We start from the raw sequence: 15,252 nt of genomic DNA on the forward strand, positions 1-15,252 counted from the left end.
CGCGCGGGCGAGCCTCTGCGGAAACTGTTGTGGTCAGGCAAATTATTGTTGCCACTTCAGCTAACGTCGTCGCTGTCAGGGCGAAAACCAGTAACACTCTCAAAAATCGCTTCATGGCGTATACGAAGGTGAAATACGACTAGGGATTGTGTTCCCGGTGCCGTTGGTTGTCAATACTCATCCGTTGACCCCACGGTCGCTTTTATGGCCTAGTCCGGCCACTTCAGACCGCCGAACCCACGAAAAAACCAACGATTCCATGACCTCCGAACGCTATAACGCCCGCGATTCCGAACCGCGCTGGCAAGCCGCCTGGGACGAAAAGGCGATCTTCGTCTCCAAGAACGACGATTCGCGGCCGAAATACTATGTGCTGGAGATGTTCCCCTACCCGTCCGGGCGCATCCACATCGGCCATGTCCGGAACTATACGCTCGGCGACGTGCTGGCCCGCTTCATGCGCGCCAAGGGGTTCAACGTGCTGCACCCGATGGGCTGGGACGCTTTCGGCCTGCCGGCCGAGAACGCCGCGATCGAGCGCAAGGTCGCCCCGAAAGCCTGGACCTACGACAACATCGCCGCGATGAAGAAGCAGCTCCGCTCGATCGGGCTGTCGCTGGACTGGAGCCGCGAGATCGCGACCTGCGATCCCTCTTACTACAAGCACCAGCAGAAGATGTTCCTGGACTTCCTGCGTGCGGGCCTTGCCGAGCGCGAGAAGCGCAAGGTGAACTGGGACCCGGTCGACATGACCGTGCTCGCCAACGAGCAGGTGATCGACGGCAAAGGCTGGCGTTCCGGTGCCATTGTCGAGCAGCGGGAAATGAATCAGTGGGTCTTCAAGATCACGAAGTACTCGCAGGAGCTCTTGTCCGCGCTGGATACGCTCGACCGCTGGCCCGACAAGGTGCGGCTGATGCAGCGCAACTGGATCGGCCGCTCCGAGGGCCTCCTGGTGCGCTTCGCGCTGGATCAGGCGACGACGCCGGCCGGCGAGAGCGAGCTGAAGATTTTCACGACGCGCCCCGACACGCTGTTCGGAGCCAAGTTCATGGCGATCTCGGCGGATCATCCGCTGGCGACGGCCGCCGCCGCCAAGGACCCGAAGCTTGCGGAGTTCATCGCCGAGATCAAGAAGATCGGCACCGCGCAGGAGATCATCGACACCGCGGAGAAGCAGGGTTTCGACACCGGCATCCGCGCGATCCATCCGTTCGACCCGAGCTGGAAGCTGCCGGTCTATGTCGCCAACTTCGTGCTGATGGAATACGGCACCGGCGCGATCTTCGGCTGCCCCGCGCATGACCAGCGCGACCTCGACTTCGTCAACAAGTACAACCTCGGCAACACGCCGGTGGTGTGCCCCGAGGGCCAGGATCCGAAATCGTTCGTCATCACCGACACCGCTTATGACGGTGACGGCCGCATGATCAATTCGCGCTTCCTCGACGGCATGACCATCGAGCAGGCCAAGGATGAAGTCGCAAAACGCCTCGAAAGCGAGCTGCGCGGCAACGCGCCAGTCGGCGAGCGTCAGGTGAATTTCCGCCTGCGCGACTGGGGCATTTCGCGCCAGCGTTATTGGGGCTGCCCGATCCCCGTCATCCATTGCCCGACATGCGATGTGGTGCCGGTGCCGGACGCCGACCTGCCGGTGAAGCTGCCTGACGATGCGACCTTCGACAAGCCGGGCAACGCGCTCGATCATCATCCGACCTGGAAGCACGTCACTTGCCCGCAATGCGGCGGCAAGGCGCAGCGCGAAACCGACACCATGGACACCTTCGTGGACTCGTCCTGGTACTTTGCGCGCTTCACCGATCCCTGGAACGAGAACGCGCCGACGACGCCCGCGGTCGCCAACCGGATGCTGCCGATCGACCAGTATATCGGCGGCGTCGAGCACGCGATCCTGCATCTGCTCTACAGCCGCTTCTTCACCCGCGCGATGAAGGCGACCGGGCACGTTGCGCTGGACGAGCCGTTCGCCGGCATGTTCACGCAGGGCATGGTGGTGCACGAGACCTATCAGAAGGCCGACGGCTCCTATGTGCAGCCGGCCGAGGTCAAGATCGAACTCGGCGGCAACGGGCGCCGCGCGACCCTGCTGACGACGGGCGAAGACATCCAGATTGGCGCGATCGAGAAGATGTCGAAGTCGAAAAAGAACACCGTCGACCCCGACGACATCATCGAGACCTACGGCGCCGACGTCGCGCGCTGGTTCATGCTGTCGGACTCCCCGCCCGACCGCGACGTGATCTGGAGCGACGAGCGCGTCCAAGGCGCCTCGCGCTTCGTGCAGCGGCTGTGGCGGCTGGTGAACGATTCCGTCGAACTCGGCAAGGCGGCGCCGGCGGCCCGGCCGGCCTCATTCGGGGCGGATGCGACCGCCTTGCGCAAGGCCGCCCATGGCGCGCTAGACAAGGTCACCACCGAGATCGAGCGGCTGCACTTCAACGTCTGCCTCGCCCATATCCGCGAATTCACCAATGCGTTCTCCGAGGTCCTCCAGCGCCCCGGCCAGCCGGCCGCGGACTTGGCTTGGGCGATCCGGGAGGCCAGCCAGATCCTGGTCCAGCTGTTCTCCCCGATGATGCCGCATCTAGCCGAGGAGTGCTGGCAGGTGCTGGGCCAGAAGGGGCTGGTTTCGGAGGCCAATTGGCCCCAAATCGAACGCGATTTGCTGGTTGAAGACAGCGTGACCCTGGTGGTCCAGGTCAACGGCAAGAAGCGGGGTGAGGTCACAGTTGCAACAGCGGCCCAGAATCCGGAAATCGAGGCTGCCGTTTTGGCCCTCGATGCGGTAAAGCTGGCGCTGGACGGCAAGCCCGTCCGCAAGGTGATCATCGTCCCCAAGAGGATCGTGAATGTTGTCGGCTAGGATCCGCATCGCAGCCCGTTTGCTGGCAGTCGTCGCTCTGGCGGCGCTGACGGCCGGCTGCTTCCGGCCGATGTATGCCGAGCATACTGACGGCACCCCCGGCTTGCGTGAGAAGCTGATGGGCGTCGAGCTGCCCCCGATCCCCAAGCCCAACGCCTCCCGCGAGGCCCGCGTCGGCGTCGAGGTCCGCAATGCTCTCGCCTTCAAGCTGTACGGCACGGCCACGGGCATGCCGCCAACTCACCGCCTGGAGATCCGCTTCACCTCCAGCCGGTCGTCCCTGATCATCAGCCAGGCAACGGGACTGCCGACCAGCGAGAATTACGGCATCGACGCCCAGTACAACCTGATCGAGGTCGCGAGCGGCAAGTCGGTGATGACCGGCACGACGTTCTCGCGCGTGTCCTATGACAATCCCGGCTCCTACCAGCGCTTCTCCCGCAACCGCGCGGTGCGCGATGCGGAGGATCGTGCCGCCAACGAGATCGCCGAGAACATCAACACCCGGCTCGCCTCGTTCTTCACCGCGGGCAGCTAGTTCACATTCCCGTCGTTCCGGGGCGCGCGTGGCGCGAACCCGGAATCTCGATTCCCAACCACTGGATTCCGGGTTCGCGCTACGCGCCCCGGAATGACGATCTAGGCCCGATGGTCGCGCTGCGTGGAAAAGAGATCGACGCCTTCCTCGCCCGCCCCGACGCGGGCCGGCCGATCGTCCTGCTCTATGGTCCCGACGCCGGGCTGGTGCGTGAACGCGCCGACGCGCTGATCGCCTCCGCCGTGGACGACCCCAACGATCCGTTCTCGCTGGTCAGGCTCGATGGCGACGAGCTGTCCGCCGAGCCGTCACGTCTCGTCGACGAAGCCATGACGGTGCCGCTGTTCGGCGGCCAACGCGCCATCCGCGTGCGCGCAGGCTCGCGCAGCTTCGCCAGCGGCATCGACACACTGGCCGAGATGGGCGTGAAGGATTGCCGCATCGTGATCGAGGCCGGCGAGCTGCGCCCGGAATCGCCGCTGCGCAAAGCCTGCGAGCGCGCCAAGACGGCCGTGGCGATCGGCTGCTATCCCGACACCGAGCGCGACTTGGCCAAGCTGATGGACGACGAGCTTCGCATCGCAAACTTGCGCATCGCGCAGGATGCCCGCGCGGCGCTGATGTCGTTCCTCGGCGGCGACCGCCAGGCCTCGCGCAACGAGCTGCGCAAGCTGACGCTCTATGCACATGGCAAAGGCGAGATCACGCTGGAAGACGTGATGGCGGTGGTCGCCGATGCTTCCGAACTGAAGCTCGATCCGATCGTCGACGGCGCCTTCGCCGGCCGGCCCGACATCGTCGAGACCGAGTTCGCCAAAGCCATGATCGCCGGCACCTATCCCGGCGTGATCATCTCGGCCGCGCAGCGCCAGGCCGCGTGGCTGCACAAATCCGCGCTTGCGATCGCCGACGGCCAGCCTGCCTCCGCCGTGCTCGACGGCGGCTTTCCGCGGCTGCACTTTTCGCGAAAGCCGGCGGTGGAGACGGCGCTGCGCAATTTCAGCGTGGCGCGGCTCGCCGCCATCATCGAGCAGCTAGCAACCGCCGCGCTCGACACCCGCAAGCAATCCACCCTCGCCGCCGCCATCGCCCAGCGCACGCTGATGGCGATCGCCGCGAACGCCAAGCGGCGGGGCTAAGCCCAGCTCTTTCCGCGCGTGATCGCGAGCCCGGAATAACGGCGAAGACTACAGCGCGCCCTTCGCCAGCCGCTTCATGACTTCGTCGAGCTGGTCGAGGTTGCGGTAGTTGATCTGCACGGAGCCGCCGGGGTCGCGGTGATTGACGGTGACCTTGAGACCGAGCGCGTCGCTGACGCGCTTTTCGAGATCGATCGTGTCGGGGTCCTTTTCCTTCCCCCCGGTGCTGCGCGCCTTCTGCGGCTTGCGCTCCGGCACGCCCTCTTCATGCGCGAGCGCCTCGGCCTGGCGGACGTTGAGACCTTCCTCGACGATGCGCCTGGCGGCAGCGAGCGGATCGGGCACGCCGATCAGCGCGCGGGCGTGACCGGCGGTCAGCTGACCGGTCGCGATGAAGGCCTGCACCTCGGCCGGCAGCTTCGTCAGCCGCATCATGTTGGCGACGTGGCTGCGGCTCTTGCCGACGACTTTCGCGATGTCGTCCTGGCTGCGTTTGAACTCATTGGCGAGCGCGTGATAGCCCTGCGCCTCCTCCATCGGATTGAGGTCTTCGCGCTGCACGTTCTCGATGATCGCGAACTCCAGCGCATCGCTGTCGCTGATGTCGACCGGCACGATCGGCACTTCATGCAGGCCTGCCATTTGCGAAGCGCGCCAGCGCCGTTCGCCGGCGATGATCTCGTAGCGGTCCTGCGCGCCCTTCACCGGACGCACCACGATCGGCTGGATCACGCCGTGCTGCCTGATCGAATCGCTGAGCTCCTTGAGCTCGGTTTCCGAAAAGGTGCGGCGCGGGTTGCGCGGGTTGGGCTTGATGAATTCGATCGGCACCTTGCGCTGCGCACGCGGACGATCGACGTGCTGAGCCTCGCCGCCGACGTCACCGATCAGACTTGCAAGACCCCGGCCCAGTCGCGAACGCGCTTCGTCGGCCATCGCCAGCTCCCTTGGATTCACGGTGCAGCACTCCAGAACTGAATTATCGTAGGGTGGGCAAAGCGAAGCGTGCCCACCGATTGTGTGCGGAAGACGGTGGGCACGGCGAAGGCGCCTTTGCCCACCCTACGGCATCGTCAATGCGTCGTGCGCAGCTCGCGCTCGCGCTGGATCACTTCGGTGGCAAGCCGCAGATAGGCTTCGCTGCCGACGCATTTGAGATCGTAGACCAGCACCGGCTTGCCGTAGGACGGCGCTTCCGAGATGCGCACGTTGCGCGGGATCATGGTCTTGTAGACCTTCTCGCCCATGAACTGGCGGACGTCGGCGACGACCTGGTTCGAGAGATTGTTGCGCGAGTCGAACATGGTCAGCACGATGCCGTGGATCGACAGGTTCGGGTTGAGCGTCGAGCGGACCTGCTCCACCGTCTGCAGCAATTGCGACAGACCTTCGAGCGCGAAGAACTCGCACTGGAGCGGCACCAGGATCGCATCGGACGCCGCCATCGCGTTCACCGTCAGAAGGTTGAGCGAGGGCGGGCAGTCGATCAGCACATAGGTGTAATCGGCGTCCGGCGAGACGTTGTTGTTGAGCGCACCGATCGCGTCGCGCAGCTTGAAGGCGCGGCCGGGCGTGGTGCCGAGCTCGAGCTCGAGGCCGGAGAGGTCCATGGTCGAGGGCGCGATGTGCAGCCGCGGCACCGCCGTCGACACCACCGCCTCGCGCAAGGCCGCTTCGCCGACCAGCACGTCATAGGTCGAACAGGAGCGGTTGCGGCGATCGATGCCGAGGCCGGTCGAGGCGTTGCCCTGCGGATCGAGATCGACGATCAGAACGCGCTCGCCAATCGCGGCGAGCGCCGTGCCAAGGTTGATCGCTGTGGTTGTTTTTCCCACGCCGCCTTTTTGATTCGCCAGCGCGAGGATGCGCGGGTGGCCCTGCGGGACCACGTCGGTCTGTTCTTGCTGCGGCTCGTCAATCACGCTCATCGCAAATTCCCCACTCGCCCCTGAACGTCTCAGCCGCGCCGTTCGGCGGCATTGAGCTCCACGATCCAGCCGTCACCGGTGCGGCTTTGGTGGAGCTGCGGCTGAATATTCCAATATTTAGCGGCTTCAGTCAATTCAGCCTCTACATCTTGACCCTTTGGAAACAACGCTTTTGCGCCCTGGCGCATCAGCGGCTCCGCAAAGCCGATGAGTTGATGTAGCGGAGCCAGTGCACGCGCGGTGACGCAATCGACCGGGCCGGTGATTCTATCCACATTATCCCCGATCTCAGCGAGATGTACGACTCCCGGAGATGTGGTGATCCGAATTGCTTCGCGCAGGAACGCCGCCTTCTTGGCGATTCGCTCGACGAGGTGAACGCTCGCACCGGGTGTCTCCGCCATGGTGCAGGCCAGGACGACGCCCGGAAATCCGCCGCCGCTACCGAGATCGGCCCAGCGCCTGGCCGTTGGGGCGAGATCGACGAGCTGAAGCGAGTCGGCGATGTGCCGGGTCCAGAGGTGCGGCAGCGTCGAGGGCGCGACGAGATTGGTCTTGGCCTGCCACTCCCGCAGCAGCGCGATGTAGCGATCGAGCCGGGCCTCGGTTTCACGTGAAACGGGCGCAAGCTTCAGCGCCGCGATCTTGTCCGCCGCTATGACCGAGTCCAGCGATCGATCGTTGGCGCTGGCCTTGTTGATCTTCTGGCTGGCCGGCGCAGATCGACCGTCGGGTCCCTCGCCCGCTCCAGATCCTGGTGCTGAAGGTTTCGGCGATGACGATCGACCGCCGGCCGGTCCGCGCTGTTTCACGTGAAACGCCTATGCAATTGCCTTTGAGGTCTTCCTTGCCTCGCGCCGGAGATAGGCCGCGAGGATGCCGAGCGCCGCCGGCGTCATGCCATCGATCCGGCCGGCCTGGCCGACCGTGAACGGCCGCGCCTTCTCCAGCTTGGCCCTCACCTCATTGGAGAGACCTGGCACCAGCTGATAATCGACCTCTGACAGCACCAGCCCCTCGTCGCGCCGGAAGGCTTCGACGTCGGCGCTCTGGCGCTCCAGATAGACGTCGTACTTGGCGTCGATCTCGAGATGGGTGGCGATGACCGGGTCGATCGCCGACAGCTCCAGCCAGATGGCGCGGACCTGGCTCCAGCCGATGTCCGGATAGGCCATCAGCTCGAAGGCCGAGCGGCGTTGACCGTCCCGGTTCAGGGACAGTCCGTGCTTGATCGCCTCATTCGGGGTGATGGTCAGCGACTTCGACAGCGTCCGGGCGGCGTTCAGGGCCTCCATCTTGGTCCGGTGATGCAGGGTCCGGGCACTCCGAACGCACCCCAGAGCGATGCCCTTCTCGGTCAGGCGCTGATCGGCATTATCGGCCCGCAGCGTCAGCCGGTACTCGGCCCGCGAGGTGAACATCCGATAGGGCTCGCTGATCCCGCGGGTGACGAGGTCATCGATCATCACGCCGAGATAGCCATCGGCGCGGTCGAACACCGTCAGTGCGGCCCCGCTGGCGGCCAAAGCCGCGTTCAGCCCGGCCACGATGCCCTGCCCGGCGGCCTCCTCGTACCCAGTGGTGCCGTTGATCTGCCCGGCCAGGAACAGGCCGCGCAGACGCTTGGTCTGGAGGGTCGGATCGAGCTCGCGGGGATCGATGTGGTCGTATTCGATGGCGTAGCCCGGGCGCACCATCTTGACCCGCTCCAGGCCGGGAATGCTGGCGAGGATCGCGAGCTGGACCTCCTCCGGCAACGAGGTCGAGATGCCGTTGGGATAGACGGTGCTGTCGTCGAGCCCTTCCGGCTCCAGGAAGATCTGGTGGCCGTCGCGGTCACCGAAGCGGACGATCTTGTCCTCGATCGAGGGGCAATAGCGCGGTCCGGAGCTCTTGATCTGGCCGGAGTACATCGGGGAGCGATGGACATTGGCCCGGATCACCTCATGGGTCGCGGCCGTGGTCCGGGTGATCCCGCACTGGATCTGCGGGGTCGTGATCCGGTCGGTCATGACCGAGAACGGCTCCGGCGGCTCGTCTCCCGGCTGCATTTCCACCGCCGACCAGTCGATCGTGGTGCCATCCAGACGCGGTGGAGTGCCGGTCTTCAGCCGTCCAAGGGTGAAGCCGGCGCGCTCGAAGGAGCTTGAAAGGCCCATCGCGGGCGCCTCGCCGACGCGGCCGGCGGGCCAGTTCTTCTCGCCGAGATGGATCAGACCACGCAGGAAGGTGCCGGTGGTGACAACAATGGACCCGGCTCCGAACTCCCGGCCGTCGGCCAGGCGAAGACCGGTCACCCGGCCCTCGACCACGATCAGCTCGTCGGCCTCACCCTCGATGACGGAAAGACCCTCGGTCTCCCGGATCGCGGCCTGCATCGCGGCGGCATAAAGCTTCCGGTCGGCCTGGGCCCGGGGGCCGCGGACCGCGGGGCCCTTGCGGCGATTGAGGACACGAAACTGGATGCCGCCGGCATCGCCGACCCGGCCCATCAGACCATCCAGCGCATCGACCTCGCGGACCAGATGGCCCTTGCCGAGACCGCCGATGGCCGGATTGCAGGACATCGCGCCGACAGTGGAGAAACGATGCGTCACGAGAGCGGTCGCGGCGCCCATCCGGGCAGACGCAGCCGCGGCTTCACAGCCGGCGTGGCCGCCGCCAATCACGATGACGTCGAAACTCTCTCGCTCTGGTCGCATGGGCGGACTTCTAGCTCAGAGGCGGAGAAGCCGGAAGTGGAAACTGGGTGCCGGTTGTTTCACGTGAAACGAGGCGGTCGGGAGGACGAAGTGCGGTTTCGCGAAAACAACCCCATGCACAGTAGGCTGGGGTTTGAAATCACTATGTTTCACGTGAAACGAAATGGACCCCACGATGCAGGAAGGGGCGACGACGGAACAATCATCCGTCGACGCGAAGCAATCCAGACTGTCTCCGCGGAGGCGGTCTGGATTGCTTCGTCGCAAGAGCTCCTGGCAATGACGAGACTGAGGCACGCACCCTGCTCCAAATCGCCACCGTTTCGCAGCGAGGTCAGATCGAGTGCACCAAGGCCGGTTTCACGTGAAACAGGCCCACTCGCCTTCCCCGTGAATGGAACCGCTGTTTCACGTGAAACACCAAGCAATGGAACAAGCGCTAGTTCTACAATGAAGAACTAGCGCTACTTTCCGATACAGAATTTCTGAAAGATGGCCCCAAGGACGTCTTCAACGTCCACCCGGCCCAACAGCCGGCCCAGGGCATAGGCGGCGGAACGAAGCTCCTCGGCCGCCAGCTCTTCGCCCTCTCCTACAAGCTCCAGACTTCGGCGCAAGCTGTCTGACGCCTGGCGCAACAGATCGCGTTGCCGGGCCCGGGTCACCAATGCGCCCTCGCTGGTTCCAAAGAACTCGGCGGAAAACTTCACGAGGGCGTCGACCAGCTCGCGAATCCCGTCCCCCCGGCTGGCCGAGATCCCGAACTCGCCCTGCGGCCCCTCGTCCCCGAACTCGCCGAGATCGATCTTGTTGCGCACGATCCAGACCGAGCCGCCGGACGGATGGCTCCCGTCGCCGGACGTCCACAGCGAACGCATCGAAGCCGGATCGGCGGCCTGCTCCCCCTCCACCAACCACAGTACGAGGTCGGCGTCCTCGGCTCGCGCTCGGGCGCGGCGCACACCCTCCTGCTCCACGGGATCATCGGTCTCGCGAATGCCGGCGGTGTCGATGACAGTGACCGGATAGCCGTCGAGGTCGAGCTGCACCTCGATCACGTCGCGCGTGGTGCCGGCATGTGGCGACACGATCGCGACATCTCGGCGCGCGAGCTGATTCATCAGCGTCGACTTGCCGACATTCGGCTCGCCGGCGATGGCAACCACCATTCCATCGCGCAGGCGTTCAGAATGTCCCTGTGCCGCAAGCACCTCTGTGATTTCGACGTGGAGCGCCTTGATCGCCTTGACCGCCGGCGCCCTCAGCTCCGCCGGCACATCGCCCTCGTCGGAAAAATCGATGCCGGCTTCGATCAGTGCCGACGCCTCGATGATTCGCTCGCGCCAGTCGCGCGCGCGGTTGCCGAGCAGCCCCTGCAGTTGACGCAACGCCTGGCGGCGCTGGCGGTCGGTGTCGGCATGGATGAGGTCGTCGAGGCCCTCGGCTTCGGTCAGGTCGAGCTTGCCGTTCTCGAAGGCGCGTCGCGTGAACTCGCCGGGCTCGGCCGCCCGCATATTCGGAATTACAGAAATAGCGGCCAGGAGCGCCGCCAGCACCGCGCGGCCGCCATGGGCGTGGAATTCGGCGACGTCCTCACCGGTCGCGCTCGCCGGCCCCGGAAACCAGAGCACGACCGCGTCGTCGATCGGCTGGCCTGTCCCGTCACGGAGCAGCCGGCGGCTGGCCTGCCGCGGTGCCGGCAGCTTGCCCGCCAGCGTCGTCAGCACCAGGCCGGCCTGCGCGCCCGAGACCCGCACCACGGCGATCGCGCTCGGCGGACGGCCCGACGACAGAGCAAAGATGGTCTGGTCTCGCGGATGCATGGCCTATTTGTCCAGCCGCCGGGGAAAAGGCAAATATCCGTTTCGGCCGATACGCCCGCGCGGTTTTGCTGCACCAATTCCCGCAGCAAAAAGCTTTTTTGCACCGCAGCATACCGCAGCATTTTGCCGCAAGAGTCTCCCCCGCCTCCGCTAAAAGACTTAGCTAGAGTCAAGTATTATTTAGTTATATCAATATCTTAATAGACAATTAGATTCAGATGGCAACCGCTCGCCATGCTGCACCCTCGCTGCAACAAAGCCGCACAAAAAAAAGGGCGCCCGAAGGCGCCCTCCAATCCTTTGCTGCACCGCACTCAGGTGTTCATGGAGTCGAAGAACTCCGAATTGCTCTTGGTCGAGCGCAGCTTGTCGAGCAGGAAGTCGATCGCGTCCATGGTGCCCATCGGGTTCAGGATGCGGCGGAGCACGTACATCTTCTTGAGCACCTGCGGATCGGTGATGAGCTCCTCCTTGCGGGTACCGGAGCGCGAGATGTCGATCGCCGGGAAGGTCCGCTTGTCCGAGACCTTGCGGTCGAGGATCAGCTCGGAGTTACCGGTGCCCTTGAACTCTTCGAAGATGACTTCGTCCATGCGGCTGCCGGTATCGACCAGCGCGGTCGCGATGATGGTCAGCGAGCCGCCCTCCTCGATGTTGCGGGCGGCACCGAAGAAGCGCTTCGGGCGCTGCAGCGCGTTGGCGTCGACACCGCCGGTCAGCACCTTGCCGGATGACGGCACCACGGTGTTGTAGGCGCGGCCGAGACGCGTGATCGAATCGAGCAGGATCACGACGTCGCGGCCATGCTCGACCAGGCGCTTGGCCTTCTCGATCACCATCTCCGCGACCTGGACGTGGCGCACCGCCGGTTCGTCGAAGGTCGAGGACACGACCTCGCCCTTCACCGAGCGCTGCATGTCCGTGACTTCTTCCGGACGCTCGTCGATCAGAAGCACGATCAGATAGCATTCGGGATGATTGTGCGTGATCGAATGCGCGATGTTCTGCATCAGCACGGTTTTACCCGTGCGCGGCGGCGCCACGATCAAGGCGCGCTGGCCCTTGCCGATCGGCGCGACGATGTCGATCACCCTTGCAGAAAGGTCTTTTCGCGTCGGATCGTCGATCTCCATGCGGAAGCGCTGGTTCGGAAACAGCGGCGTGAGATTGTCGAAATTGACCTTGTGCTTGGCCTTTTCCGGGTCCTCGAAATTGAGCGTATTGACCTTCAGCAGCGCGAAATAGCGCTCGCCCTCTTTCGGGCTGCGGATGTGGCCTTCGATGGTGTCGCCGGTGCGCAGGCCAAAACGGCGGATCTGCGAAGGCGAAACGTAGATGTCGTCCGGGCCCGGCAGATAATTGGCATCGGGCGAGCGGAGAAAGCCGAAGCCGTCGGAGAGCACCTCGACGACGCCTTCACCGACGATGTCGGTCTCAGCGAGCGAAAGCTGCTTGAGGATAGCGAACAGCAGCTCCTGCTTGCGCATGGTGCTGGCATTCTCGACCCCATTCTCTTCCGCGAACGAGACGAGCTCGGCCGGGGTTTTCGACTTGAGGTCCTGGAGTTTAATTTCCCGCATTGGGGTGGTCCTGTGGGGTAACCTAAGGGAGGGGGTGCGAGGAGGCTCTGAAATGCGGACGAGAAGGAAGATAGGGTCCGCAGGTCTGGCAAGGTGAGTGCCGGTGAGGCTTCAAACCTGATGCGGTGTCCGGCCTCTGGAAAGCTCGGACACAACCACATCCGCCTGCGTTGGGTGGGATATCGCCAATATAGAAAATCGCCCCTCACTGCGCAAGCCGAAGCGCTGGGCGATCAATCGAGATCGCTGCCTAGAACGGTTTCACGATCACCATGATGACGATGAAAATCATCAGGGCGGTCGGCACCTCATTGATAATCCGATAGAATTTCTGACTTCGGGGACGCCGGTCGGCAGCGAAATCCTTCAACCAGCGGGAAAAAAAGCCGTGGACCGCGGACAACGCCAGGACCAGTGCCAGTTTTACGTGCAGCCAACCGGATGCAAACCAATGGCCGGACCAGGCGAGATAGAGCCCGGCGAGCCAGGTGATGATCATGGCCGGGTTGATGATCGCCTTGAGCAGCCGGCGCTCCATGACCTTGAACGTTTCCGACTGCTTGGAGCCGATTTCGGCCTCGCAATGATAGACGAACAGCCGCGGCAGATAGAGCATGCCCGCCATCCAGGAAATGACGGCGATCACGTGCAGCGCCTTGATCCACTCGTACATGCCGGCGGCCTCCTTTTCTTGTTTCGACGCGTTTTCTCGAGGCGAACCGGAATCCGCTTCGCTCGATAACGCTTCTGCTCACCAAACAGTGGATGGAACGAGCCCGGTAAGAATTCATTCATAGATGGGAGCGCACACTTATCCGAGCGCTCCGCTTATCTAAACCTAAACTTTTAGAATCTTAAGGTTTGAGTCTTAGTGACCGTGGATTGGACTCACACAATTCCGTCCGCCACTTCCCGAGCGCTTGTTCACATCCATCAACATATCCCGCGTGGGCCTCGGCGGATCCGATAAGCCGTCCGGGCTCAAGGGCTTGCGTGCGCCCGTCGACAGCCTATCAAGGGGGTTATCCGCGCAATCCCGCTTCCCTCTCGGTGGGCCGCCGGACTTGTTCTCACGGGCAGTGGTGTGAAGAAAATTGGCACTTGTCCCGCCCCTGGTGTCGCGCAACCCTTTCCGAGGGGTTAAGCTCCACAGAAATCCACACATCACACCGCCCTCATACAAAGAGTTTTTGTGCCGACCTCGAACAATTATTTCCATCTGCACCTCGTATCCGACTCCACCGGCGAGACGCTGATCACCGTCGCGCGCGCCGTCGCCGCGCAGTACGCGAACGTCACGCCGGTGGAGCATGTCTACCCGCTGGTGCGCAGCCAGAAGCAGCTCGACCGCGTGCTCGACGAGATCGAGGAGGCGCCGGGTATCGTGCTGTTCACGTTGCTCGAGAAGGATCTGGTCTCCCGGCTCGAGGACAAGTGCAAAGGGATCAATGTTCCGAGCCTGTCGATCATCGGTCCGGTGATGCAGTTGTTCGAGGCGTATCTTGGGGCCGCGACCACGGGGCGCGTCGGCGCGCAGCACGTGCTCAACGCGGAATATTTCAAGCGCATCGACGCGCTGAACTACACGATGATCCATGACGACGGTCAGCATGTCGAAGGTCTCGACGATGCCGACGTGGTGCTCGTTGGTGTCTCCCGCACCTCGAAGACGCCGACGTCGATCTACCTCGCCAATCGCGGCATCCGCACCGCCAACGTGCCGCTGGTGCCGGGCATTCCGGTGCCGGTGCAACTGGAGACATTGACGCGGCCGCTGGTGGTCAGCCTGCATGCGACACCGGAACGTTTGATCCAGGTCCGTCAGAACCGCCTGCTCTCGATGGGCGCCGACTCCAGCAGCGACACTTATACCGACAGGCAGTCCGTCGCCGAGGAGGTCGCGTTCGCCCGCAAGCTCAGCGCCAAGCACGACTGGCCGCTGCTCGACGTCACGCGGCGCTCGATCGAGGAAACCGCCGCGGCGATCATGAAGCTCTACAGCGATCGCCAGCGCAACCGGCCCTCGGAATAGTTTTCGCGATGGGTTTGTGGCGCGGCAAATCTCCGTTGATCCTGGCCTCGCAAAGCAGCGCGCGAAAGATGCTGCTGGCGAATGCCGGGCTGGAGTTCATAGCGATCACGGCCGATATCGACGAGCGCGGCATCCAGGCCGCGTCGAAGCTTTCGAGTCCTCGCGACATCGGTCTCTTGCTGGCGCGCGAAAAGGCCAAAGCCGTGTCGGCCAATCATCCGGGAAGCCATGTCATCGGCGCCGACCAGACCCTGGCCCTTGGCGAGCGTCTCTTCAACAAGCCCGCCGGCCGCGCGCAGGCGATGGCGCAATTGCGTGATCTCGCCGGCAACTACCATGAGCTGAATTCGGCGGTGGCCGTGGCACATGACGGCAAGATTGTCTTCGAGGACGTCTCGGTGGCCCGCATGACCATGCGACAGATGAGCGAGGCGGAGCTTTCGGCCTATCTTGACGCGGCCGGGGACGCCGTGACGACCAGCGTCGGCGCCTATCAGCTCGAGGGCCTCGGCATTCACCTGTTCGAGCGCATCGAGGGCGACCATTTCACCATTTTGGGTTTGCCGCTGCTGCCGCTGCTTGCGTTCCTGCGGAGCGAACAGCTAATTGCAGTTTGAATGACGGAC

The 15,252-nt window shown here is 63.9% G+C and carries 12 protein-coding genes; 5 read left to right on the forward strand and 7 right to left on the reverse strand.

Annotation, left to right across the window (positions count from 1 at the left end):
* The first annotated feature begins 259 nt into the window (after window positions 1–259).
* The 3 genes from leuS (at window position 260) to holA (ending at window position 4,561) form a co-directional block, all read left to right on the forward strand.
* The gene (gene leuS, locus BJA_RS03170) at window positions 260–2,884 is read left to right on the forward strand and encodes a leucine--tRNA ligase (protein WP_011083454.1); all 2,625 of its coding nucleotides are present in this window, start codon (window positions 260–262) and stop codon (window positions 2,882–2,884) included.
* Window positions 2,871–3,422, forward strand: coding sequence for an LPS assembly lipoprotein LptE (gene lptE / locus BJA_RS03175; protein WP_011083455.1), 552 nt, complete (start codon window positions 2,871–2,873; stop codon window positions 3,420–3,422). The genes leuS and lptE overlap by 14 nt, the downstream gene beginning before the upstream one ends.
* 110 nt (window positions 3,423–3,532) lie before the next feature.
* Window positions 3,533–4,561, forward strand: coding sequence for a DNA polymerase III subunit delta (gene holA / locus BJA_RS03180; RefSeq protein ID WP_011083456.1), 1,029 nt, complete (start codon window positions 3,533–3,535; stop codon window positions 4,559–4,561).
* 48 nt (window positions 4,562–4,609) lie between these two features.
* Here holA and BJA_RS03185 read toward each other — a convergent pair whose 3' ends face one another.
* From BJA_RS03185 to hemJ, 7 genes are all read right to left on the reverse strand, one after another.
* Window positions 4,610–5,497 (reverse strand): ParB/RepB/Spo0J family partition protein, encoded by an 888-nt coding sequence (locus BJA_RS03185; protein ID WP_038965125.1) that lies wholly within the window; start codon window positions 5,495–5,497, stop codon window positions 4,610–4,612.
* Window positions 5,498–5,634: 137 nt separating this feature from the next.
* Window positions 5,635–6,489, reverse strand: a complete 855-nt coding sequence (locus BJA_RS03190; RefSeq protein ID WP_011083458.1) for a ParA family protein — start codon at window positions 6,487–6,489, stop codon at window positions 5,635–5,637.
* 29 nt (window positions 6,490–6,518) lie between these two features.
* The gene (gene rsmG / locus BJA_RS03195) at window positions 6,519–7,160 is read right to left on the reverse strand and encodes a 16S rRNA (guanine(527)-N(7))-methyltransferase RsmG (RefSeq protein ID WP_171463831.1); all 642 of its coding nucleotides are present in this window, start codon (window positions 7,158–7,160) and stop codon (window positions 6,519–6,521) included.
* Window positions 7,161–7,310: 150 nt separating this feature from the next.
* Window positions 7,311–9,191, reverse strand: a complete 1,881-nt coding sequence (gene mnmG, locus BJA_RS03200) for a tRNA uridine-5-carboxymethylaminomethyl(34) synthesis enzyme MnmG (protein ID WP_011083460.1) — start codon at window positions 9,189–9,191, stop codon at window positions 7,311–7,313.
* A 464-nt stretch (window positions 9,192–9,655) separates the two neighbouring features.
* Window positions 9,656–11,014: a tRNA uridine-5-carboxymethylaminomethyl(34) synthesis GTPase MnmE gene (gene mnmE / locus BJA_RS03205; RefSeq protein WP_011083461.1), complete on the reverse strand. Its 1,359-nt coding sequence runs from the start codon at window positions 11,012–11,014 to the stop codon at window positions 9,656–9,658.
* Window positions 11,015–11,328: 314 nt separating this feature from the next.
* Window positions 11,329–12,594, reverse strand: a complete 1,266-nt coding sequence (gene rho / locus BJA_RS03210; protein ID WP_011083462.1) for a transcription termination factor Rho — start codon at window positions 12,592–12,594, stop codon at window positions 11,329–11,331.
* Between the two features lie 250 nt (window positions 12,595–12,844).
* A complete protein-coding gene (hemJ, locus tag BJA_RS03215; protein WP_011083463.1) occupies window positions 12,845–13,267 on the reverse strand; it encodes a protoporphyrinogen oxidase HemJ in 423 nt (140 codons plus the stop codon).
* Window positions 13,268–13,786: 519 nt separating this feature from the next.
* Here hemJ and BJA_RS03220 point away from each other — a divergent pair.
* The gene (locus BJA_RS03220; RefSeq protein WP_011083464.1) at window positions 13,787–14,626 is read left to right on the forward strand and encodes a pyruvate, water dikinase regulatory protein; all 840 of its coding nucleotides are present in this window, start codon (window positions 13,787–13,789) and stop codon (window positions 14,624–14,626) included.
* Window positions 14,627–14,634: 8 nt separating this feature from the next.
* Window positions 14,635–15,243, forward strand: coding sequence for a Maf family nucleotide pyrophosphatase (locus tag BJA_RS03225; protein ID WP_011083465.1), 609 nt, complete (start codon window positions 14,635–14,637; stop codon window positions 15,241–15,243).
* The last annotated feature ends 9 nt before the right edge of the window (window positions 15,244–15,252 follow it).

Source organism: Bradyrhizobium diazoefficiens USDA 110 (assembly GCF_000011365.1).
Lineage (GTDB): Bacteria > Pseudomonadota > Alphaproteobacteria > Rhizobiales > Xanthobacteraceae > Bradyrhizobium > Bradyrhizobium diazoefficiens.